A 22,608-nucleotide genomic window follows, 5' to 3' on the forward strand; every position below is an offset into this window, starting at 1 on the left:
TACTCCAGCTACGACATGGAGAAAATGTTTAAACGCGTGATGTAGTTTAATAAGATAAAACTAATTTAAGTATAGTCTGGAGAAAATAACTTTTCGTACGCTTTAGAGGTATAAACGATTTATCATTTGTCTATGATGAATGATGTTTGACTGCTTTAAACGTACGAAAAGTAAAATTTATATAAGGCAGTGAAAGATTTGGAACAAGCAAACAATAAGCTACTTGTCATTATTGGCCCGACAGCAGTTGGGAAAACAAAACTGAGTATAGAAATGGCAAAGCGCTTTAATGGGGAAATTATTAGTGGAGATTCTATGCAAGTTTATAAAGGAATGGATATTGGAACAGCTAAGATAACACGTGATGAAATGGAGGGTATCCCTCATTATCTCCTGGATATTAAAGAGCCGAATGAATCATTTAGTGCAGCTGATTTTCAAGAGCAAGCGAATCACGTCATAGCGGATATCCAAAAGCGTGGTAAACTGCCAATTATCGTTGGAGGCACAGGTCTTTACATTCAGTCTGTTATTTACGATTATCAATTTTCGGAGGCAGCTTCTAATGCAGAATATAGAAAGAAATTGGAATCTATCGTTGAAACAGATGGAATTGCACCTCTCATTGAAAAGTTACAGTCAATCGACTCTGAGAGCGCAAAGAGAATCCATCCTAACAATGTAAGACGCATTATTCGAGCGTTGGAAGTTTATTATTGCACAGGAATTACTATGTCTGATCAACTTGACAACCAAACCTCTGAATTAAAGTATGAGACTGCACTAATCGGCTTGACGATGAATCGTGAAGCGCTTTATCAGCGAATTAATCACCGTGTTGATATCATGGTCGAACAGGGACTAATTGATGAAGTAAAGAGCTTTTATGAGCAAGGATTAAGAGAATGCCAATCGATACAGGCAATTGGTTATAAAGAATTATACGATTATTTCGATGGAAAACTAACATTAGCAGAATCGATTGAAGCTTTAAAACAAAATTCACGCCGCTACGCTAAGCGTCAACTTACTTGGTTTCGTAATAAAATGGATGTACAATGGTATGAGATTCAGGAACAAGGAAATAATTCATTTGTTTCTGAAGAAATATCTACTTATATAGCAGGAAAGCTATCACTTAGCGCGAATATGTAATACATAGAGAGAATGAGGAGGAATACACGATGAAACAAGTAAATATTCAAGATCAATTTTTAAATCAGTTAAGAAAAGATAGTACATATGTGACTGTTTTTTTATTAAATGGTTTTCAAATTAGAGGACTTGTTAAAGGGTTTGATAACTTTACCGTTTTATTTGAATCTGAAGGAAAACAACAGTTAGTCTTTAAACATGCGATTTCTACTTTCGCACCGCAAAAGAATGTACAAATCGATTATGAAGCAAAAGAGTAAATGGAATGTTAATACAACGATACCCACTTAAAACAGAAACAATCTTCTGTTTTAAGTGGGTATTTTTTGTTGATCCAAAAAATATAGTGGGGGATGGGGTTGTAGATAATTAAAAAAATTTGAGATTTGTATTCAAGTCTCTTGATAGTATTTGTCTCCAGCTCACCAAAATGCTTTTCATTTTTATTTCCTTATGCTTGAGCAAAGGTTGATCAGGGAGCTTTTTGTTTTAGTAGGACTATTTTAAACAATTACTACTGAGATAACTCATTTATGAATATAAATAAATGAGGGATTATTTCTTGGGAAAGCGCAGGAAACGACATGATACGAATATAATTATGGAAAAACAAAATAATTGTCGAACACTAATTGGGCTCGTCCTTTTTCTATTCGTCGTATGAGAGGTGACTATATATTGGAACAACCGATCCGTAAAAAAAATAACGGACAGATTAATATTGTCTTAAATGGACAAAAGCGGAAGCCAATTCCGAAAGATCCTCCGATTCGTGAAAAACATGTTTTAGATATACCTCCTCAACATATTGCGCTGAAGGAAATGGAAGAGGAGTTAGGAGCATTAGTCGGGCTAGATGAAATGAAACGGATGATTAAAGAAATATATGCATGGATTTATGTGAATAAAAAGCGGGAAGAGCGAGGGCTAAAGTCTGGACAGCAAGCTCTTCATATGATGTTTAAAGGGAATCCTGGAACGGGGAAAACATCAGTAGCTAGATTGATTGGTAAATTGTTTCATAAGATGAATGTACTTTCCAAAGGCCATTTAATTGAAGTGGAAAGAGCGGATCTTGTCGGTGAGTATATTGGCCATACAGCTCAAAAAACTCGGGATTTAATAAAAAAAGCAATCGGTGGAATTTTGTTTATTGATGAAGCCTATTCACTTGGTAGGGGAGGAGAAAAGGATTTTGGAAAAGAAGCGATTGACACGCTTGTGAAGCATATGGAAGATCGCCAACACGAATTTATCTTAATCCTTGCCGGTTACTCAAAAGAGATGGATTATTTCTTAACCTTGAATCCTGGTCTTCATTCAAGGTTTCCTATTGTAGTAGACTTTCCGGATTATTCGATTGAACAATTGATGGAAATCGGACAAAGAATGATCGATGATCGGGAATATGTACTTAGCAGGGATGCTGAACGTAAATTGAAAGAGCATTTAATAATAATCAAAGCCGACCCGAGACTGGTATCTTTTTCGAACGGTCGTTATATTCGGAATATTATTGAAAAATCGATAAGGACACAAGCAATGAGATTATTGATTGAAGATTCATATGAACGTGGAGACCTCGTGACCTTAAGGAGCCAGGACCTTGTTTTTGAAGAAGATGAAGAATAGATGAAACTAAACTTAATTAACAAATCGAAAATTGTCATAGAAAACAGCGTTCTTGATGGAGTTACCTCGGAAAAAATATATGGGAATTGGGAAATAGCTGTTAATTAGAAAATAATTTTGGCTTAGATGAAAGAAAATCTACACCAAAAGATCAATATTGAGTTTTACAATCAGATAAATATAAGCAAAGGGCTGCTTTTAGGAGATAAGAAATACCTAAAATGCAGCCCTAATTAACTGGAATTTACGATTTATCCCGCATTACTGGGCAGTAAAATCCCAGCTGATTTAAGTTTCACTTAATAACAATCAGTTGTATTGATTAATATTTCTTGCTGGAAGTTTCCAGTTGTACGAATATGATAGAACTCTTAATACTGTAATTGCTAGGAATAAGCAATATAATTGCCAAGGTTCTATAGAACTGTTAAGTCCAATGAAAAGGCCGCAAATAATAGCCCATAAAGCGTATATTTCATCCTTTAAAACAAGCGGTTTTCTATGTGCTAATAAATCCCGGATCATACCGCCACCACAACCAGTAAGTACGGCAGCTACAAGAATAGCGCTTAAAGGACGATTTAAGTCAATGGCATAAAGTGCACCTTGAATGGCGAAAGCTGAGAGCCCAATTGCATCAGTAAAATTGCCCCATGTTTTCCAATGTTTTAATAAATTTTTAGGGAAGAGAAAAACAAACGTTATTGAAATTAGCGCAATGATAAAGTTTGTACCTTGATCCCATAACGCTGATATGGGAACCCCAATTAAAAGATTTCGTAAGGCTCCCCCACCAAAGGCGGTAACAACGCCCAAAATATAAACACCTAATATATCATATTCTTCTTCCATCGCGATAATTGCGCCGCTTATAGCAAAAGCAATCGTACCAATTATCGTTAGTATCTCCCATGTCATAGGAATTCCTCGCTGTTCTTTCATTATTCTGTTTTATTCCGCATTAACGGGCAGTAAGACCCCTTACCTCAATGCTAAGTGGAATCGAAGGAGTGTAGGTGGGGGGAACTGCACGTAAAAGCCTGAATGGTGAGATACAGTGAAGCTAACCAATGCGAGAGCAGTGGTAAAGTTTGTGCTCACAGTTAGAGGTTACAAAGACGGTAGACTTAAGGACGCGGCGTACATAGTCTGTGATTCTTTGAACATAAGATCGAAGAGTCTATTTTTCTCGATATAGACTCTAGAACGGAACTTACAATCGGTGGGGATAAAACCAAACTGATTGAAGCTTCACTTTATGACAACCTATATGATTTTAGCAGAAACCGCTGTTTTTTAGAAGAGTTTTCTACTGCTAACATGTTTAGAAGGTGGTATGATTATAAACGACTTTTCTGTGAAAAGGGAAGGGCTTAGCAAAATCAGCTTCGAACCGCCACCTTAATAAGGTGATGCAATATTGAGAACCTGAATTTTTTTCAACGTTAGCTTTGGTTCAGGTGCTCATGGCTGTTTTTTAGAATGAATTGTGACATTGTATGTTGATTTGATATGATGAGGTCATTCATCACAATTTTATCTAAAAAACGATTATAATGATTTGATTAAAAAGGAGACTCAACATGTATCAGCTATTAACAAATGGAGATAGACTAAAAAAATTAACCGAACAGGCTGAAGCTCAAATAGCCCCAATCCATCAAGATATCCATTCTATGATGGAACTAAACCAGTTTCGTGTATTGCAGAGCTTCCAAAGCAATAAAGTAAGTGATTCGCATTTTATCCCTACTACAGGCTATGGCTATGATGATTACGGGCGAGACACATTAGAACACATTTACAGTGAAGTATTTGGCGGTGAAGCGGGTCTAGTACGACCGCAAATCATTTCTGGAACTCATGCGATTTCCATTGCATTGTTTGGAATTCTGCGACCAGGAGATGAGCTATTATACATAACAGGCAAGCCTTATGACACATTAGAAGAAATAGTAGGGATTCGTGGAAGTGGCATCGGTTCTTTAAAAGAATTTAATATTGATTATAATTCTGTTATGTTAACTAGCGAAGGGGAAGTAGACTTCGATGCTGTAAAAAAAGCAATTACTCCTAAAACGAAGATGATTGGTATTCAACGTTCGAAAGGATATGCAACGCGACCGTCCTTTATGATTTCTGAAATTGAAGAAATGATATCGTTTGTAAAAGATATTAACCCAAACTTAGTCGTCTTTGTTGACAACTGTTATGGAGAGTTTGTTGAAGATAAGGAGCCTTGTCATGTAGGTGCTGATTTAATTGCAGGTTCTTTAATCAAGAACCCCGGTGGTGGCCTTGTGAAAACAGGAGGCTATATCGTCGGAAAAAAAGAATATGTTGAAGCTTGTTCATACCGTTTAACGTCACCAGGTATTGGAGCGGAAGCGGGTGCGTCACTTTATAGCCTACAAGAAATGTATCAAGGCTTCTTTCTCGCACCTCATGTAGTCGGTCAAGCTTTAAAAGGTGCGGTTTTTACATCAGCATTACTTGAATTGTTAGGTATGAATACCTCACCGAAATGGGATGCCAAGCGAACAGATTTAATTCAATCTGTTCAATTTGATGATCGTGATAAAATGGTGGCGTTTTGTCAAGCAATCCAATATGCATCACCAATAAATTCACATGTTACACCTTATCCTAATTATATGCCGGGGTATGTTGATGATGTCATTATGGCGGCCGGTACATTTATTCAAGGGGCAAGCATAGAATTGACAGCAGATGGCCCAACTCGACCGCCGTATGTAGCGTATGTTCAAGGTGGGTTAACATACGAACATGTAAAAATTGCCGTGTTAACAGCAGTAGATAATTTGATCGACAAAAAGCTTATCTAGGATAAAGCTAAACTAAAAAAAACTATTGAAATTAAAAGCGATTTTTGTAATCAACGAATAAAATAATTCCATGTTAGAAAACATAACATTGATTTGACAAAATATCTAACATCTCATATAATATAAACAAGATAATCAATAAGGAGGATGCTGAAGATGAGTAGTAGCAACATTCGGCGTTCGATGCCTCTTTTCTCAATTGGAATTGTCATGCAGCTTACCGAATTGTCTGCTCGTCAAATTCGTTATTACGAAGAGCATCAATTAATTACTCCTATGAGAACAGATGGAAATAGGCGACTGTTTTCCTTGAATGACATAGATCGTCTCTTAGAGATTAAAGATCTACTAGAACAAGGTGTCAACTTAGCCGGTATAAAGAAACTTTTATTTGTAAATCAAGTTGAACAAGTTCCAAACGAACCGATTCAGAAGTCAGAAGAAATTAAGAAAGATCTCAGTGATGGAGAATTGCGGAAGCTTTTAAAATCAGAACTTTTGCATGGTGGCAGACATCGCACAACACTTCGTCAAGGAGATATGTCTAGATTTTTTCATTAAATAAAATCCAAAAAACAAAATGAAGAGAGGATGTTGTGTATGGTAAAGTATACTCGTGAAGATATTATTCGTTTAGCTAAAGAGGAAAATGTGAAATATATTCGACTCCAATTCACGGATATATTGGGAACAGTTAAAAACGTTGAAATCCCAGTAAGTCAGTTAAATAAAGCACTTGATAATAAAATGATGTTCGATGGTTCTTCAATTGAAGGATTTGTACGTATTGAAGAATCTGATATGTTATTACAACCAGACCTTAATACATGGGTGATTTTCCCGTGGACTTCAGAAAAAGGGAAAGTTGCACGTTTAATCTGTGATATATATACGACAGATGGAACACCTTTTAGTGGTGACCCACGTACCAACTTGAAACGAGTCTTAGCTGAAGCTAGAGAAATGGGCTTTACAGAGTTTAATCTTGGACCAGAGCCAGAATTCTTCCTCTTCAAATTGGATGCTAATGGTGAACCTACGCTTGAATTAAATGATAGAGGTGGTTATTTTGACCTTGCGCCAACTGATTTAGGTGAAAACTGCCGTCGTGATATCGTACTTGAGCTAGAAGAAATGGGCTTTGAAGTAGAAGCTTCTCACCATGAAGTAGCACCAGGACAACATGAAATTGATTTTAAATATGCTGATGCAATAACTGCTTGTGATAATATTCAAACTTTCAAACTCGTAGTAAAAACGATTGCTCGTAAACATGGCTTGCACGCAACGTTTATGCCAAAACCTCTATTCGGAGTAAGTGGATCTGGTATGCACTGTAACGTCTCTTTATTTAAAGATGGTGAAAATGCATTCTTTGATAAATCTGGTAAACTACAATTAAGTGAAACGGCTGACCAATTCATTGCAGGAATCATTAAACATGCACCGAACTTCACTGCAGTAACGAACCCAACGGTTAACTCATATAAACGTTTAGTACCTGGTTATGAAGCACCTTGCTATGTTGCGTGGTCCGCTCAAAACCGTAGTCCACTAGTGCGTATTCCTGCTTCTCGAGGCGTCAGCACTCGTGTTGAAGTAAGAAGTGTTGACCCTGCAGCCAATCCATATTTAGCGCTAGCTGTCATATTGAAAGCGGGTCTTGATGGAATTAAGAATAAATTGACTCCACCAGCTCCAATTGACCGCAATATTTATGTAATGACTAAAGAAGAACGTGAAGAAAATGGCATTGTAGATCTTCCGGCAACATTATTTGCTGCTTTGGAAAAATTAAAAGAAGACGAAGTGATCATGGACGCTCTAGGCGATCACTTATTAGAGCACTTCATTGAAGCAAAAGAGATTGAGTGGGATATGTTCCGTACGCAAGTTCACCCATGGGAACGCGAGCAATACATGAACATGTACTAAGAAGCTGAAAGTCCTGATACGACTAGTATCGGGGCTTTTTTTTCATCGGGCAATTAAATAGTTTTCCGCCTATTTTTTCTTACTGTCCGATTTTTGCCCGATTTTACTTCAAAAAAATTATTCAAGGACACGATTCAAATGTTCCTCAAATTTATTCATAGTTTCTTTATCGATTTTTTTGCTTATATGTGAGTAGACATCTGATGTTATTTGCATACTGCCATGCCCTAAACGCTCTTGTAAATATTTCATACTTGCTCCAGCTTCAAGTTGTAATACGGCATGTGTGTGCCTTAATGAATGGATAGGTAGATTAGGAAGTCCAGCTTTTTTTAATATTCGGGCAAAGGAATTAAATAAACTTGATTTTGGCATATAATTACCGTCGTTCCGACAAAGAACCAAGTTATGTTCAAAATGATAGTTATCATTAAGTGCTGTCTTATTTTGATTCTGATATTTCTTGTGGAAATGTAGGTCATTTGCAAGCCCCTGGCTAATTGTAATGGTTCGCTTGGAATGGTATGTTTTAACGTCACCAAACATTTCTTCAGGGTTTTTAGATGCTTCTTGGAAATCAAGTGACTTATTAATATTGATTGTTTTTTCTTTCAAGTCCACATCCGTCCATTGGAGAGCAGCTGCTTCACCTTTGCGCATTCCAGTTTAGTGGACTTGAAATGAGAAATGATGCAGTGCCATTGAGTAACCTTGTTTATAACGAGGATAAAGCTGATATTTTTATAACGGTTGATATTGGCAAGGGCCAAATTAAAAAGCTAACGAATTACTTAACATTAAAATAATGGGGGAACTGATGTGATTTATGTAAAATTTGATGCCGAGTCGAGTACGGGGTATTCAATGATCCACAACATGCCATTTGATGAAAAAAACGGCTTAGGTAAGTCAAAAGAGGAATTGGATCAGGAAGGCGTATTCGTTGATGCTATACCAACGCCGGATACTTCAAACTCGGACAAAGTGCCGGTATTAAAGTATAACAACGGCCTTTACTATGAGTATGAGGATAGACAACTTACACCAGAAGAAAAAAATTCAGTAATTAGAAACTGACTTAGGAAATGTTCTTATTGAAAGTGCAGCAGATAAGGCAAAAATTGCTGAATTAGAAACTGCTCAAGGTGATCTTCTTATGGAAATTGCAATGTTAAAAATGGGAGGTAGTCTATAATGTGGTATTCTACAATTAAACGGTATTATGACGAAAAGCACCCTTCATACAACGATGAATCGCTGAAGGTTTTCGTGAAGGCAAAAATGATTACAGAAGATCAATATACAGAAATCACTGGTAAAGCGTACACAGAGTAGGCTTTTTTATTTTGCTAAAAAGAGGGTGGAAAACCCTCTCTATTCTACCTTCGTTCTATTGTGAAATACGATGGTTGGGGATTATTTTCTCTATCATAATTTGTATAACAAATGCTTCTGAATGGTTTGTCCAATGGGTAATTGAATTTTTCATTTAAGATTTTGCAACCTTCTAGTCTCGCTTTCTCTAAGGGTGCATCTGAATCATTTATTACTTTGAATGGCTCAAAATTATTGATTTCTAGTAAATAATAAGGTGAAGTTTCTTCGCCTCTTGTGATTATTGGATATTTATTCGCAAGATTAATTTCTTCTGTGGTAAGATCACTTTTTCTTACTCTGGTAATTTTGTATTCATTATAATTAAACATTAATAAAAAATCCTCCTTTGTATTTTTTAACTAATAATACAACGAAGGATGTATGAAAATGAAAAGGTTTCACGTTTTTATTGAATTTCAGGAAGATGATGTGCAATAAAAAATATTTTTAAGAATCACTAAATATTTATTATTCTAGTGACGATAAATCAGTAGAGATAATTAGTACATTAGTCCTAAGTGTCTCTATATTGATTTCGGAGGATCATTTATGAAAAAACAGGCAATAGCAGGTCTAGTAGTGAGCGCTGTATTACTAACGAGTCCAGTATTACCAACTCATGGGTATGCAGCGACTAATAGTTTTACGGATATTGAAAATTCCTTTGCAAAAGATGCTATAAATACTTTGCAACAAGCAGGTATTATTAGCGGATTTGGCAATGGAACATACAATCCTACTGGGACCTTAACCAGAGAGCAATTTGCGAAAATTTTAGTATTGTCTAATGGATTGGATATTTCTAACCCACCTAGAGTCTCTACATATAGTGATGTCTCAACAAATAGTTGGGCCTTCCCATATGTGGAAGCTGCAGTAAAAGCTGGCTATATTAAAGGCTATACGGATGGAACATTTAAAGGTGGCACCAACTTATCAAGGGAACACATGGCTGTCATGTTCGTAAGGTCGTTAGGCGTAGACGTGACGGGTTATGGTTCAAAGCTTACGTTTAATGATAGCGGAAGTATTTCTAATTCTTATAAAGACGCTATTGCCTTTTCTGTAGAGGCTGGTTTGATCAGTGGGAAAAAGGATGGGAAATTCGATCCTAAAGGCAATGCTACGAGAGAACAGGTTGCTAAGGTGGCTGCAACTTTTATTAAAGTTAAGGATGAAATAAAGAAACCAATTTCGACACCCGATCCGGATCCAAAACCACTTCCAATACAAAACCATGCTCCTGTTGCTAGCCTGATTGAAGCAAAATCAATTATTGTTGATCAACATTTAAACGTACTTAATGTTGCTAGTGTTTTTACCGATCGTGATGGTGACACCTTAACATTTACCGCAAGTTCTTCAAATACGAACATTGCTACAGTCTCATTAGATGGAAATAATTTATATGTGACAGGAATAAGTTTGGGTACATGTACAATTACATTAACTGCTGATGATAGAAGAGGTGGAGTAACCACAAAAACATTTGACTTAACTGTTTCATTATCTCCTCAAGAATTAGCGATCAAAAAGATTGATGAAATAATTAAAGACGGAGATGCAAGTGAAATATCTTTAAATGATATTAACTCTGCATTATTAGGGAAATCAGTATCAACTATTGAGGGGAATTTGGATGTTTATAGAGATGTAATAAGCAGAACGGAGAATTTAGAATTAAATTCTGCTGATAAAATTGCTGATATGGTTACTGATGTAAATACCACACTGGACAAAGAAATAACTACAGGTATAACTGTTACTGGTGGAACTAATTTTAAGTATCATTTACTCATCGATCCTGTTGCTTTTAATGTAGTAAGTGCAAGTAAAGTTATTTCTTGGGCAACGCCAATGGATGACACATTTACAAATTCAAATATTTATACAATAATGAAAAAAGTGGCCAGTTATGACTCAAAATATTTTTTCTCTATCCCTACAGCTACTCCTCTGAGTTTGAAACCAAAGTCAGTAGGAACTTATCAAGTTCTATTTATATATGTTGACCAGGATAAACAAAGTCAAGGTTATTCAGTGCATAATAGCATAACCGTTACAAATAATAATCCTCCTATGGTTAGTGATCAATGGACAGTTCCTGACTTCACAGTAGGTGAAGACGCTCCTTTGAATTTAATAGGGCTGTTTACTGATGATGACGATGATGAACTAACCTATTCAATTGAAGCATTAAATAAAGATATTGCAGATATATTTGATGGTGAAGAAAATGCATTACCAACAATTCATCCACTTGCTAGTGGAACTGCTCAATTTAAAGTGACGGTTGATGACGGTCGTGGTGGTACAAATGAAACAACTATCTCTGTGATAATTACTCAAGCTATCGGAAACGATGGAGACGAGAATAGCACACCAGAAGTTCCAACAGTACCAGTTAATACAGATATAAACTTACAAGCAATTCCTGGATCACTCGGCTCTGGAGAAATAAATGTATCTTGGGACGGAAATAATGATCCAAATTGGTCTCATTATGAGATGTATAAATTAGTTTCTGAAACTGGTGAAGCAGATGATACAATTCCGAAGTATGCTGATTTAACATACAGAGGAAGCGACGGATTTGGTGATGAATATTTATCAGGTACAAGAGTATCTTACGCTTTATATTCTGTTATGAACGATGGATCTAAAACAGTTCAAAAAGTTACTGTTGTAGCTCCTTAAGTAAAAAGATTTTACCTCACCTTTTGGTGGGGTTTTTATTATTAATGGCAGTTCAGGAAGATTATGTGCAATAAAGTTAATATTCTATTGAATTAAATCCTTCTTTAACTTATGATAGATTTTGTAAATTATAGGAAGAGAGGTGATAGCAATGAAAAAGATTACTTCTATTATTCTATCCTTGAGTGTGGTTTTGGGATTCACTTTTGGATCGCCTGTGGAAGCAGCAAAAGCTGTTACTTACAAAAATTGTACTGAATTAAATAAGGTTTACAAAGGTGGAGTGGCTAAAGCTGCCAATATTAAAAATAAAGGTGGAAAAACAAAGTATACTCCATTTGTATCAAAAGCTATTTATGATGCTAATGTAAAAAGTGATCGAGATAAAGACGGTATCGCATGCGAACGATAAAACTCGTATCAGAAAGACTCCTCAAGCATGAGGGGTTTTTTTTATATCCAGAGGGCTCGGTTGGGTCCTCTATTTATTTTAAAAGGGATGGTGATCGTATGACAATTGAAATTGGTGTATTAATCGCGATTGGGGGATTGCTATTAAGCTATCTCACTTTCACCTTAAATAAACAAAAAGAGACTAAAACAGACACCAAGCAGGATGCTCAAATTAAGGTGCAATTAGATTACATAGGAAAAGGTGTCGATGATATCCGCATCGATCTAAGAGCGAACGAAAGACAGATGGTTACATTAGGGGAACGTATCACCAGGATTGAAGAATCCTCTAAACAAGCCCATAAGCGCTTGGATATTCTTGCGAAAGGAGAAAATTAATTATGAAAAAAGATGTATTCACGTTACTAGGAGGGTTCCTTACAGCCCTTCTTTTTTTCTTTGGGACAAATTGGTATTACGTTTGATTGGTTTACTGAAACAAGCATTAATGCTTTTGTGCTTGTTATTTCTGCTTTTGTTGCACTTGTTATTAATGTATACGCAGTGTGGAAGAACACATATACAGGTTGGTTTAAAAAGAAAATGAGGAATTAAGCTGTCTATACGGATGACATTTTTTTTCATACAAATAAGAAAAAGAGGTGATAAAGATGAAAAAAATTAAAATTGATCCAGGGCACGGTGGTAAAGATCCAGGAGGGGTAGCTAACGGCCTGCAAGAAAAAAACGTCGACGGTAAAGCAAAGGAGACTTTTACGAAAATCCTTGCTCAGAAGAAAAAAGGTAATCGATAAAATCAAGAAAGAAAAAGACTGGCTTTCCTTTTGGTCAAGGCATGAAGGTTATAGGTACGGACAATAAAACATCGTATTCCGAACCATTCGTAGGGTTTCGAAGTATTCGGAACGCTGGTGGGCAGTTGACACAAACTGTGTAGTAAAAAGCCGATTGGAATTTTTCCAATCAGCCCCTGTTCTTTAGATTTTTACTAGTTTCAGTACCTGCGTTGAAAATAGCTACAACCATTATAAAGAAAAAAATAATTTGTATTGCTGGGTTAGCTGTCCAATATCCTAAGAAATTCATGAAAACAAGGATGACGAATAAAAGAGCAGTAACTGTGGTTATTAAAAGGGGCCAGTTGAGAGTCATTTTAATCCCTCCTTATATATGTAAACCGCATTTATTAATAGGTTAACATAAATAATTGGAATTTTAAACCATTAAATATTTTTATTAATAGTATTGCAGGTTAATGTAAAGGGAGATAATCAAGCTATATCCTCATGCAGGTAGAAACGTTGTTTTATTATTGGAGCCATCCCAAATGTCTATCGAAGAATTCAACGAGGCTCCTGAAGGAGTTGAATACAAAGTCAATGCAGATGGAACGGCTGCCAGATGTCACTTGATGATGTGAAAGAGGAAGAAGGTCAGGTACAGGGTGAACCAGAGCTGAAAGATGAAGGTCCTTTCAAAGCTGATTCGAACGTGAGGATTTACTAGATTAATAGCAAAAGCTCTAAGCTTAGGCTTGGGGTTTTCTTTGCATTTAAGAATGGAAATAATAGAGACGGGGAACCATTTGAAATTGATTAAAGAATATGAGTTTTAAAAAAACAAAATGATCGATTAGCTAGTATCTATGGTTTAGTCAGTGATTATTATGATCCTTTCTTGTAGAAAAATAACAGACTCTCAAGTTTATTTATTACAAACATAGACATGAAAAGCATCCAATCAATTTGGTGTTTTTTATTATGAAGTGAGATCATGAAGGAAACACCAGTTAAAAAGAAACCAAAAGAAGAAAAGCTGGGTCCTCGTGATTTTTGCCAATTAATTGGGGAAGACAGGGATGTATACAACGTCATAAAGGGGCAATTAGGTGCAAATAATTTGTGGGATTTAGCAGGAAAATATATCCTTTTGTCGAATTCATAGGTCAGAAGGAGGTGCTCATATGAAATACTTTTTTGTAAATATTAATATGGTAGATGGGAACTCTGAAAGTTTTAACTTAAAATCAGATTCAAAAGTTGTATTAAAAAACAAAATAACTGAAGCGCCTAAGGGGTGGTTTGGTGTTGACGGCTGTTATGTGCAGATTAAGAATATAACATCGTTAACAATTAATGAAATAAACTTAAACGATTATGAGTATGAAGATAATGATTTTGACTATGTTGAAAAGTAGTAAACTTTAGCACCCTTTCGAGGGTGCTTTTTATATGCGTATAAATGACTTGTCTCCACATAGAGTACGCTAAATCTAGTCCCTTCAATGGAGCGCGATTCCTAAAGAAAACATATAGAAAACTACCTAGCAAATGATATTTGCAAGGGAATGATAGTTTTAAAATATTGCCACATTTAGAGAAGTTGGTAAAGCGCTTGGACATAGATCTTCAACTACAATTATGTCAATCTGAATAAATCTAAAGGAAAAAGGATACGTTTCTTGGGGAGAAGGAAAACACCTCCTGAGTTACGTATTATACAAATACGATTCAGGGGGTGCTTTTTCCTCTGTCTTATTTAACTAGGACTCTCCAATGCGAGTAAGGGCTCCTTTTTGCTTTGAAATAAAAGTCCAAGAAAGGCATTATATAGTTTATTGCTTAAGTAATCCAAGTTCTTGGTCGATTGATGTAATAGCAACAATAGCTGATAGCATTTTTTTATCTGATAATTCCACTGATTTCGTAGCTTCTTCCATTCTTGAATTAAGATCTGCTACACCATCTATCGCTTGTATAATAGCGGTTGCTGCATTTCCTCTATAATTTGTTGCCAGAGACATCTCGACCCTATAAGTTTCTAGTCTTTCTTGGAGGTCAGAAGGAACGGATTTCGAATCAATTGCACTAATGCGTTTAGATAGTTCGCTGTATTTTTCATAAACAATATTCATATCATCTTTTAAACTAGCAATATCACTTGAATTAGTAGCATTAGACATATTTCCCCAAACAGCTTGCCAGTGATCATTCCAAATTCGGTCATATTCGGCTGTGATTTCATCAATTTCTGGTCTTATTGAGTTGATATAGACTTTATTAGAATCTGATGAAACCTTAGTTGATGGTTCTTTCTTTTGTATATTTTCAGTGTTTTTAGAAGTTGTCTCTGTGCTGTTTTTTTCAACTTCGATTTTAAAAGTATCTGCTTTTTCCAGTCCTGTTTGAGCAGCACCTTTTTGTGTGTAAGCGATAAAGGAATGTGCTTTCAATTGTCCGAATGATTTTCCATCAGGTGCATGTATGTATAAATGCATTGAATCTAGATTTTGATTTTTATATTTATTCATGATTTCCTTGGTGATGGTTTCAAAATCGGCTTCATCATTTGATCCTGTTGTAGCTCGGATTTGTCTTTGTTCTGTTTTCTTAAATTTTTCATCGATAACAATCTCATATTGTACTTTTTCTTCTTGTTTTGCTTTTTCAGTTGGCTGTTCATCGTCATTACTAATATCAATAATCAGAGCAATAATAACAATTGCAATTATAGCAATCACACCTAAACAACCAAACTTAAAAAACTTCTTCAAAACAATTCCTCCTAAAATATAATGGGTAAAATATCCTGTTTTACCTTTATGGATATTACCAGTTTTGGAGTTTGATTGTAAGTGGTAATTTTATACATTCATAAAATTCACATCAAAATAAAGCTTGTCCATAAGCTTGTTTACAATGCCGTTGTAGTAACTAAAAATGTTACTAATCTGAATACCTGACTTAACTTTCATCACATATTCTTTAAATGCTTTGACTGCAATAGTAAGTTCTTGTTCTTTATTAAAAGCTCTAGTTCCATTAGCATAATCTACGACTTTATTACGCTTAATAACCTTCCAAAACTCTTCCACAGTATTTGACTCGCGGTAAAAAGAACTAACTAAACCAGCAAATCTATCTGGTACCCAATGAGCTACAAAATTAGCACCTTTAATAGACTCATCAAAATTATCCAAATGAGAGATTTCAGGCACATCTATACGTGTAGTATTATTATTCGATTTTACTTCAAAAAAATAATTCAAGGACACGATTCAAATGTTCCTCAAACTTATTCATAGTTTCTTTATCGATTTTTTTGCTTATATGTGAGTAGACCTCAGATGTTATTTGCTACCATGCCCTAAACGCTCTTGTAAATATTTTATACTTGCTCCGGCTTCTAATTGTAAAACTGCATGTGTGTGCCTTAATGAATGGATTGGTAAGTTAGGAATACCAGCCTTTTTTATTATTCGGAGAAAGGAATTAAATAAACTTGATTTTGGCATGTAATTTCCGTCGTTCCGATAAAGAACAAGGTTAGGTTCAAAATGATAGTTATGTTATCGTTCAGTGCTGTGATTGTAGGTATTGCAGGAATAGTTTTTGCATCATTAAAAGGGGAGGAATGTAAAAATGAATAAAGATGTTTTCACGTTACTAGGAGGGTTCCTTGCAGCCCTTCTTTTTTCTTTGGGACAATTGGTATTAAGTTTGACTGGTTTACTGAAGCAAGCATTAATGCATTTGTGCTTGTGATTTCTGCTTTTGTTGCTTTTATTATCAATGTGTATGCAGTGTGGAAGAACACGCACACTGGCTGGTTTAAAAAGAAAAAGGGGAAATAAGCTGTCCACACGGACGGATTTTTTTGTTCATATAAATAAGAATAAGAGGTGATAAAGATGAAGAAAAAAGTCAAAATTGATCCTGGACACGGTGGCAAAGATGGGGGAGCAGTTGGTAATGGTTTGCTAGAAAAGAACCTCACTCTAGAAATTTCAAAAGAAATGAAGAAGTATCTTGATGAAAACTACACAGGTCATGAAACGACTCTTACAAGGACGACAGATGTCTTTATAGAACTATCTGAACGTGCCAATATCGCTAACAGGGCTGTTGCGGATGTCTTTATAAGTAATCATGTGAACGCTGGTGGCGGTACTGGGTACGAGTCTTATATCTATACAAAACCAAGTGCTGGTTCTGTGAAATTACAAAGCTTAGTTAACTCTGAGGCACTTGCTGCGGCTAAAAAGTACGGACTAGGTCCACATAACGATGACAGCAAACAAGATAATCTTGCTGTTGTCCGTCAAACTAACATGCCTGCAATATTAACAGAAATTGCTTATATTGACTCCAAAGATGCTGAATTGCTAAAGAATAATAATTTCATCAAGGATATGGCTGCTGCATATGCGCGAGGTGTAGCAAATTATTTGAGTTTACCAGTAAAAATTGTGGCAGCGATAAAGGAGGAACCTAAAGTGAGTGGAAATAAACCGAATTGGGCTGATTGGCAATGGCAAGAAGCATCAAGTATTTATAAGAAAGCTAGAGAAAAAGGGATTTTAAGTTCTGATCAATGGGAGAAAAAAGCTTCTGCAAAAGATTTAACTTTTGATGAAATCGATTATTTGAATTTAGTATTAAACGGCAGAACTTTATAATAGATAAAGCCCTTCTCTTATTAGAGATGGGCTTTTATGTTATTGCCAGCTTTTTTTCCAGTATCTTAAAACTGCAGCAGGTCTATCATATTTTTCACCTGCTACAAGTAATGTTCCTTTGTTAGGGTCAAGAGTAAACGAAGTAAAACTCCATTTTCCTGTATCGTTATTGTATAGTGTGTATAAAAATTTGTTTTTTCCTATTAATTGAGGTCTATTAGTATAAGTGAAATCAAAAATCCTTGTTAATTTTCCATTTTTAATATAATACAAATTTGCTACTTCAAAATTTGAACTCCAAGTTTCCGCAACCGCTAAAATATCTGGTTGTCCTTTATACTGAGATGGGAACATATATACCATCTTCCTCGAGGCATTTAATGTGAAATCATTATAACCGAACCCGGAATATTTAATATGACTGATTCCTACTTTTTGTACATACAACTTGTAATTCCCGTGGTAAATTAAATCTCCCTCGTTTGCTCCTGCCCATACTAAACCATTATCAAAAGTCGCAGTATTTTTAGATTCTTGAACTCCTGCAAAATACACCTTGTAAGCTACTCCATTAGCGTCTTTAATAGTGTGTGTCACTCGGCTATCTTTTGGACTGATAGGGTTTGCAGCCTCAACATTAAAATTAAATAAAGAAAAAATTAATATAAATGTCAATAATGAAAGTAAAAGTTTTATGTTTGATTTAATCATTTTTATCCCTCCTATAGCAAATATAAACTATTTTTCTAATAAAATACATAATGGTTTTAGGAGGTGTGATTATGGAGAGCAAATATCGTTGTTCTATTTGTGATATGTATATAAAAAATAGTGATCAAGTGGTAATGGATCAAATGTATTTTATAAGGCATCCTGAGTGCTATGAATACCGCCATAAATACATAAAAGATCGAGGAACATTGTACGAGATTGCGGGTAGGTATCCGGATTGGTTTCAGGTGGTACAATAAAATGAAAAGTAGCCTTTCTCAATTGAGAAGGACTACTTTTCATTTTTTCTAATTATATCTTTAATAATTCCTCATACTTATTCCTCAATCGTCGACTGAAATAGTTATGATGCTCGTTACCCCTTATGTCCACCAACCAACTTACTCCGATGTAACGCAGTTCCCGCCGCGGTATATGATACAGCTCTTAACAGGGATGCAGCACCAAATTTATTTCTGATTTTATCAACCACATAGCCAAGCTCTCGTTTTTTCCAACTGTCTGGTTCAAACAAGTCTAATTGTATTTCATAATCATCAACCAAGTTGCTAATTGATAAAGATATCTGCCTAACGATGTTCCCACGATAACTTTCTTTCATTAGTTGCAAGCAAACATTATATATGTCCATAGTTACATTCGTAGGGTTTTCGATAGTTCTGGAGCGATAGAAACCACCACCAAATTCATCTTTGCTGTAACCTAATCCGAAACTGATCGTTCTACCAGCTTTCCGTTTATCCCTAGCCCTCTTAGCAACCTCTTCACATATTTCTAATACTACAGCCTTAATTTCACGTTCTTCTTTATAATCTCTCATTAATATTTGGCTTTTCCCAAAGCTTACTTGCCCTTTCATAATAGGTGCGCCTATTTCGGATAGGTCTATTCCCCATGCATGATGGTAAAGTTGGTTCCCCATGATGCCAAATTTCTTTTCCAAAAGTTCAAGTGGGTAATTAGCAATCCCTCCAACACTATAAATCCCCATGTTATTAAGGGTTCTTTCCACACGGCTGCCGATGCCCCACATTTCTGATAGGGGTCTTACAGGCCACAATTTAGATGGGATATCATCGTATGTCCAAGTTGCTATACCGTTTGGCGCTTTTTTTGACTCTAAATCTAGAGCAAGTTTTGCCATCAACATATTTGGTCCTATTCCAACGGTGCAAGTTAATCCAAAGTCTTTTAGGATATCTTCCTGGATTAGTTTAGCGACAGTCTCAGGATCACCCCATATCTTTTCTAGCCCTTTAACATCGATAAAGCTTTCATCCACAGAATAAGTGTGGACGGCTGATGGGGGAGCATAACGATAAAAGAGTTTTGTAATTTCTGTAGAGACTTTAATAAAGGTTCCCATCTGAGGGTCAACCACAACAATCCGTGGGTCATCCGGTATTTCAAAAAGCCGAGATCCAGTTTTAATTTTAAAGTCTTTCTTCATTCTCGGTGAAGCCGCCAATACCACACTACCTTGACGGTCCGTGCTGCCAACAACAGCAAGGTAACAACTCATTGGATCAAGTCCAAGCATTACTGCTGCAACACTAGCATAAAAAGCCTTCATGTCTATACATAAGATAGCACGTTTAGGAAATTGACTATAATCCATCATTTTTCCCTCCATTATGCTTCTTGCACGCTAATAATATTTTTAAAAGGGATGTGATGAAAGTAACCATCTAAGTCTTGGAAAATAATTTGGCTTTTTAACTGATTAATGTAATGAGTAGTTCCGGTAATCGACTCTACAAAACCATTATTAAAAACTTTAAAAGTGACAGGCGTATTATATTCCATTGCCTCACATATGATTATTTCTATTTCTTCAATTTCTTGTTCATCAAGTATGGGTTGTTTAATCCGTTGTTCATCAACTAGAACATCCTTTAGACTTTGTACATGTTCTGGAAGCATCATAGCTGTCCATTTAATTGTTCCTCTATCACGAATCACATGACCATCTCCTTCGATATTAATATTATATGCAAACATTCGTTCGGATACAACTCAAAATCGAACTAATGTTCTTATAAAATAATGGTAAAAAAGGAACTGGTAAAATGTTGGGATTATTTATATCGTCACTTGAAAAGCAAATACCTGTAGAAATTATGTGTATGAATAACAAAGAAGTCATTACGGATCGATTGATTATTGTTAAGAGGATAGAGGAGAAATTTATCCGTGCTTATTGCCTAACAAAAAGGCAGCCTAGAATATTTATCAAAGCCAACATTTTATCAGCTGCTAAACCACGTATTCAAAAAGTGTAAATTAAGAATGCAATTCTTGTTTTCCTTAAAATAAAATAGATATCTATCTAAGCTTAGAGGAGATTGTGAAGGTCTGTACTTAAACTAAACCAGCTAATAGTTTGTCAACATTTTTCAATAAAATAAATAAAACAACCATGATATACTAATAAAGATCATGCTAAATAACCTTCCGTTAGGCTCTTGCTGGAAGGATTTGTTTTATTTAATTAGATATAGGCACTAAGCTATATCTTGGAAAGTCATTCTACTTTTTAATAAGGCGAAAATCCAATGTAAGAGTTTATTTACGCAAGCGATGATAGCTACTTTAAACGGTTTTCCTTCTTCGCGTTTCTTATCATAATACTCCCGCATTCTTTTGTTTCTAGGGAGTATTTCATCTGTTGTTTTCTTCTTACGACAATCACGAATGGCACAACAAACTGCCATATATAAGGCACGGCGGAGTCTACTTGATCCTCTTTTAGTAATACGGTTTTGGGTAGCTCTAAATTTACCAGATTCAAATACACTAGGATCAACACCAGCGAAAGCGACAAGCTTTTTAGGATGGTTAAATCGATCTATCTCACCGATTTCAGAAATAATCGTGGCAGTGATTTTTTCTCCAATACCGGGGATGGATTTGATAATATTATATTCTTCAATTTCTTTAGCGAGAGCGTCTATCTCTGACTCTAATCTTGATAGATGCTCTTTGTATTGAAGAATAATGTTAATGTACATACCTAAGCTTAATATATGACTCTGATAGACAGTCTTTTCAAAAGGATTACGAGTTGCCGCCTCTTTTAGTTTTAGAGTTTTTTCATTTGCCCATCTGATTGAGCGACTTTTACATAATTCTTTGATCTTATTCGAGATTGTTTCATTACTAGCCTTTAATATGTCTTCAGATGACGGAAACTCTTGTAATGTTAAAAGTGATACCACAGAATACAAATCACCAAAAACTCCTCGATATTCAGGAAATACCTGATCCAGTACAGCCTGAAATTGAAGCTTAGTCTGAATCATAACGCCTGTAATATTTTCGTGTTGTCTCGTAAGATTACGAAGGTTTAATAACTGAATCCCTCGCTTTTTATACGGCTCTAATTCCTCTTTATAATACAATTCACAGAGTAGGTATGCATCAACTGCATCTGTCTTTACTTTTCTTAGACTTGAACTCTTTGCCTTATACGAAATTAAAGGATTAATAATAATTAATAAATATCCACGTTCATCTAGATATTGGACGACTGATGTTTGATAGTGTCCAGTTGCTTCTAGAATCACAGGAGGCTTCTGACCTGTTTCTTTCTGCACATGATCTAAGAACTCTAAAAGTAAACCAAGCCCTTCAAGAGTATGAGATACTTTAAAGCTCTTACGATAAGGTTTGCCTTTATCTAAAAAAGCTTGAACCTGACTTTCTCCCTTTGAAATATCCAGACCAACGACTGGATTCATCCTCCATCATCTCCTAATCTCTTATTTTTGCCGGTACCCCTTATCCTTCTTGTAGTGTCACAGCTTCGCTTGTTATACGAGATCAAAGTCCCAACCAGCCTCAATCATGTTTCTACAAGTAGGGGGCAAACTGTTTAGTTGACGGGATCTAGATCCCACGAGCAGTTACGTTTTACCCCGGCTACCGTTATAATAAAACCATATAAAAAATGGTCAACCAGAAATATTTTCTTATCTGGCTGACCTTATAATACGAACGGGCAGTTTAGTGTAAGTAGAAGTGGTATAATTTAGATAATATAATCCGTTAGGAAGGGAACGTAATATGGGCTTAATATTAATGTACATACAGAGTATGATAGGATATATTATTGTCGCACTACCTTTTTATGTTGTTGGTAGAATTGTTCTTTTAAAGAAGAGACAAAAACAAATAATGATAATGAATGAAATACTAATGTTAATTTTTGTTCTATATCTTATTGGTTTAGCTTCCCAAACAATCATTCCAAGGTGGAATATGGGGATAGTTAGTGATACTGGTGAATTCTTTTTTAATGTTCATTTATCAAATGAAATTTCTAAGGTAAATCTAATACCTTTTTACACTCTCTATCAATAT

27 protein-coding genes and 4 pseudogenes are annotated in these 22,608 nt (G+C 35.5%); 20 read left to right on the forward strand and 11 right to left on the reverse strand.

The window, feature by feature from the left end; translation table 11 throughout:
- Window positions 1-198 precede the first annotated feature (198 nt).
- The 3 genes from miaA (at window position 199) to spoVK (ending at window position 2,787) form a co-directional block, all read left to right on the forward strand.
- Entirely contained in the window at window positions 199-1,155 is a 957-nt protein-coding gene (gene miaA / locus V179_RS0105600; RefSeq protein WP_028390638.1) for a tRNA (adenosine(37)-N6)-dimethylallyltransferase MiaA, read from the forward strand.
- 29 nt (window positions 1,156-1,184) lie between these two features.
- Window positions 1,185-1,415 carry an RNA chaperone Hfq gene (gene hfq / locus V179_RS0105605; protein WP_028390639.1) on the forward strand — a complete coding sequence of 77 codons (231 nt, stop codon included), beginning with the start codon at window positions 1,185-1,187 and terminating at the stop codon, window positions 1,413-1,415.
- A gap of 418 nt (window positions 1,416-1,833) precedes the next feature.
- Window positions 1,834-2,787, forward strand: a complete 954-nt coding sequence (spoVK, locus tag V179_RS0105610; protein ID WP_028390640.1) for a stage V sporulation protein K — start codon at window positions 1,834-1,836, stop codon at window positions 2,785-2,787.
- A gap of 309 nt (window positions 2,788-3,096) precedes the next feature.
- Here spoVK and V179_RS0105620 read toward each other — a convergent pair whose 3' ends face one another.
- Window positions 3,097-3,705, reverse strand: coding sequence for a trimeric intracellular cation channel family protein (locus V179_RS0105620; RefSeq protein ID WP_028390641.1), 609 nt, complete (start codon window positions 3,703-3,705; stop codon window positions 3,097-3,099).
- A gap of 665 nt (window positions 3,706-4,370) precedes the next feature.
- On the opposite strand from V179_RS0105620, the gene V179_RS0105625 reads away from it, so the two are divergent.
- From V179_RS0105625 to glnA, 3 genes are all read left to right on the forward strand, one after another.
- Window positions 4,371-5,633, forward strand: coding sequence for a methionine gamma-lyase family protein (locus V179_RS0105625; RefSeq protein WP_028390642.1), 1,263 nt, complete (start codon window positions 4,371-4,373; stop codon window positions 5,631-5,633).
- A 156-nt stretch (window positions 5,634-5,789) separates the two neighbouring features.
- Window positions 5,790-6,194 (forward strand): MerR family transcriptional regulator, encoded by a 405-nt coding sequence (locus tag V179_RS0105630; RefSeq protein WP_028390643.1) that lies wholly within the window; start codon window positions 5,790-5,792, stop codon window positions 6,192-6,194.
- Between the two features lie 39 nt (window positions 6,195-6,233).
- Window positions 6,234-7,568: a type I glutamate--ammonia ligase gene (glnA, locus tag V179_RS0105635; protein WP_028390644.1), complete on the forward strand. Its 1,335-nt coding sequence runs from the start codon at window positions 6,234-6,236 to the stop codon at window positions 7,566-7,568.
- Window positions 7,569-7,685: 117 nt separating this feature from the next.
- Here the strand turns inward: glnA and V179_RS27095 are convergent.
- Window positions 7,686-8,234: pseudogene (locus tag V179_RS27095) on the reverse strand (site-specific integrase); the annotation flags it as partial.
- A 14-nt stretch (window positions 8,235-8,248) separates the two neighbouring features.
- Here V179_RS27095 and V179_RS31950 point away from each other — a divergent pair.
- The 3 genes from V179_RS31950 (at window position 8,249) to V179_RS29630 (ending at window position 8,903) form a co-directional block, all read left to right on the forward strand.
- Window positions 8,249-8,374 carry a hypothetical protein gene (locus V179_RS31950; protein ID WP_268745174.1) on the forward strand — a complete coding sequence of 42 codons (126 nt, stop codon included), beginning with the start codon at window positions 8,249-8,251 and terminating at the stop codon, window positions 8,372-8,374.
- A 13-nt stretch (window positions 8,375-8,387) separates the two neighbouring features.
- Window positions 8,388-8,645, forward strand: a complete 258-nt coding sequence (locus tag V179_RS27100) for a hypothetical protein (RefSeq protein ID WP_051404848.1) — start codon at window positions 8,388-8,390, stop codon at window positions 8,643-8,645.
- A gap of 117 nt (window positions 8,646-8,762) precedes the next feature.
- A complete protein-coding gene (locus tag V179_RS29630; RefSeq protein ID WP_084552222.1) occupies window positions 8,763-8,903 on the forward strand; it encodes an XkdX family protein in 141 nt (46 codons plus the stop codon).
- Between the two features lie 44 nt (window positions 8,904-8,947).
- On the opposite strand, the gene V179_RS0105660 is transcribed toward V179_RS29630, so the two are convergent.
- On the reverse strand, window positions 8,948-9,274 hold the full coding sequence (locus tag V179_RS0105660) for a hypothetical protein (RefSeq protein WP_028390645.1): 327 nt from the start codon (window positions 9,272-9,274) through the stop codon (window positions 8,948-8,950).
- 220 nt (window positions 9,275-9,494) lie between these two features.
- On the opposite strand from V179_RS0105660, the gene V179_RS0105665 reads away from it, so the two are divergent.
- The 4 genes and pseudogenes from V179_RS0105665 to V179_RS31955 form a co-directional block, all read left to right on the forward strand.
- A complete protein-coding gene (locus tag V179_RS0105665; protein ID WP_028390646.1) occupies window positions 9,495-11,642 on the forward strand; it encodes an S-layer homology domain-containing protein in 2,148 nt (715 codons plus the stop codon).
- A 151-nt stretch (window positions 11,643-11,793) separates the two neighbouring features.
- A complete protein-coding gene (locus V179_RS0105670; RefSeq protein WP_028390647.1) occupies window positions 11,794-12,054 on the forward strand; it encodes an excalibur calcium-binding domain-containing protein in 261 nt (86 codons plus the stop codon).
- A 98-nt stretch (window positions 12,055-12,152) separates the two neighbouring features.
- Window positions 12,153-12,434 (forward strand): hypothetical protein, encoded by a 282-nt coding sequence (locus V179_RS0105675; protein WP_028390648.1) that lies wholly within the window; start codon window positions 12,153-12,155, stop codon window positions 12,432-12,434.
- A gap of 272 nt (window positions 12,435-12,706) precedes the next feature.
- Window positions 12,707-12,841, forward strand: a pseudogene (locus tag V179_RS31955) (N-acetylmuramoyl-L-alanine amidase); the annotation flags it as partial.
- A gap of 178 nt (window positions 12,842-13,019) precedes the next feature.
- Here V179_RS31955 and V179_RS31265 read toward each other — a convergent pair.
- Window positions 13,020-13,208: a hypothetical protein gene (locus V179_RS31265; protein WP_034300812.1), complete on the reverse strand. Its 189-nt coding sequence runs from the start codon at window positions 13,206-13,208 to the stop codon at window positions 13,020-13,022.
- A 621-nt stretch (window positions 13,209-13,829) separates the two neighbouring features.
- Here V179_RS31265 and V179_RS30975 point away from each other — a divergent pair.
- Together V179_RS30975 and V179_RS0105710 are read left to right on the forward strand one after the other, a co-directional pair.
- The gene (locus V179_RS30975; RefSeq protein WP_154663992.1) at window positions 13,830-14,000 is read left to right on the forward strand and encodes a hypothetical protein; all 171 of its coding nucleotides are present in this window, start codon (window positions 13,830-13,832) and stop codon (window positions 13,998-14,000) included.
- Between the two features lie 19 nt (window positions 14,001-14,019).
- On the forward strand, window positions 14,020-14,253 hold the full coding sequence (locus V179_RS0105710) for a hypothetical protein (RefSeq protein WP_028390649.1): 234 nt from the start codon (window positions 14,020-14,022) through the stop codon (window positions 14,251-14,253).
- 417 nt (window positions 14,254-14,670) lie between these two features.
- Here the strand turns inward: V179_RS0105710 and V179_RS31270 are convergent, their stop codons facing one another.
- The 3 genes and pseudogenes from V179_RS31270 to V179_RS29640 all read right to left on the reverse strand — a co-directional run.
- The gene (locus tag V179_RS31270) at window positions 14,671-15,609 is read right to left on the reverse strand and encodes a hypothetical protein (RefSeq protein WP_051404849.1); all 939 of its coding nucleotides are present in this window, start codon (window positions 15,607-15,609) and stop codon (window positions 14,671-14,673) included.
- A 90-nt stretch (window positions 15,610-15,699) separates the two neighbouring features.
- On the reverse strand, window positions 15,700-16,110 hold the full coding sequence (locus V179_RS27115) for a hypothetical protein (RefSeq protein WP_051404850.1): 411 nt from the start codon (window positions 16,108-16,110) through the stop codon (window positions 15,700-15,702).
- A pseudogene (locus V179_RS29640) lies at window positions 16,088-16,398 on the reverse strand (tyrosine-type recombinase/integrase); the annotation flags it as partial. The gene V179_RS27115 and the pseudogene V179_RS29640, both read right to left, overlap by 23 nt.
- 79 nt (window positions 16,399-16,477) lie before the next feature.
- On the opposite strand from V179_RS29640, the gene V179_RS31960 reads away from it, so the two are divergent.
- Both V179_RS31960 and V179_RS27120 read left to right on the forward strand, forming a co-directional pair.
- A complete protein-coding gene (locus tag V179_RS31960) occupies window positions 16,478-16,600 on the forward strand; it encodes a hypothetical protein (RefSeq protein WP_268745175.1) in 123 nt (40 codons plus the stop codon).
- Window positions 16,601-16,746: 146 nt separating this feature from the next.
- The gene (locus tag V179_RS27120; protein WP_034300816.1) at window positions 16,747-17,514 is read left to right on the forward strand and encodes an N-acetylmuramoyl-L-alanine amidase family protein; all 768 of its coding nucleotides are present in this window, start codon (window positions 16,747-16,749) and stop codon (window positions 17,512-17,514) included.
- A gap of 39 nt (window positions 17,515-17,553) precedes the next feature.
- On the opposite strand, the gene V179_RS0105740 is transcribed toward V179_RS27120, so the two are convergent.
- Window positions 17,554-18,225, reverse strand: a complete 672-nt coding sequence (locus tag V179_RS0105740; RefSeq protein ID WP_028390650.1) for a hypothetical protein — start codon at window positions 18,223-18,225, stop codon at window positions 17,554-17,556.
- Between the two features lie 71 nt (window positions 18,226-18,296).
- Between V179_RS0105740 and V179_RS0105745 the strand changes: the two genes are divergently transcribed.
- Complete coding sequence (locus V179_RS0105745) at window positions 18,297-18,485, forward strand: hypothetical protein (protein ID WP_028390651.1); 189 nt, start codon at window positions 18,297-18,299, stop codon at window positions 18,483-18,485.
- Window positions 18,486-18,601: 116 nt separating this feature from the next.
- Here V179_RS0105745 and V179_RS0105750 read toward each other — a convergent pair whose 3' ends face one another.
- Both V179_RS0105750 and V179_RS0105755 read right to left on the reverse strand, forming a co-directional pair.
- On the reverse strand, window positions 18,602-19,867 hold the full coding sequence (locus tag V179_RS0105750; protein WP_028390652.1) for a Y-family DNA polymerase: 1,266 nt from the start codon (window positions 19,865-19,867) through the stop codon (window positions 18,602-18,604).
- Window positions 19,868-19,878: 11 nt separating this feature from the next.
- Window positions 19,879-20,208 carry a YolD-like family protein gene (locus V179_RS0105755; RefSeq protein WP_028390636.1) on the reverse strand — a complete coding sequence of 110 codons (330 nt, stop codon included), beginning with the start codon at window positions 20,206-20,208 and terminating at the stop codon, window positions 19,879-19,881.
- A gap of 107 nt (window positions 20,209-20,315) precedes the next feature.
- On the opposite strand from V179_RS0105755, the gene V179_RS0105760 reads away from it, so the two are divergent.
- Window positions 20,316-20,528, forward strand: a complete 213-nt coding sequence (locus tag V179_RS0105760; RefSeq protein ID WP_028390653.1) for a hypothetical protein — start codon at window positions 20,316-20,318, stop codon at window positions 20,526-20,528.
- A 222-nt stretch (window positions 20,529-20,750) separates the two neighbouring features.
- Here the strand turns inward: V179_RS0105760 and V179_RS0105765 are convergent, their stop codons facing one another.
- Window positions 20,751-21,986 (reverse strand): IS110 family RNA-guided transposase, encoded by a 1,236-nt coding sequence (locus V179_RS0105765; RefSeq protein WP_028390654.1) that lies wholly within the window; start codon window positions 21,984-21,986, stop codon window positions 20,751-20,753.
- 325 nt (window positions 21,987-22,311) lie between these two features.
- Here V179_RS0105765 and V179_RS31515 point away from each other — a divergent pair.
- Window positions 22,312-22,608, forward strand: a pseudogene (locus V179_RS31515) (hypothetical protein); the annotation flags it as partial.

It is taken from the genome of Bacillus cihuensis, from assembly GCF_000504145.1.
Lineage (GTDB): Bacteria > Bacillota > Bacilli > Bacillales > DSM-1321 > Peribacillus > Peribacillus huizhouensis.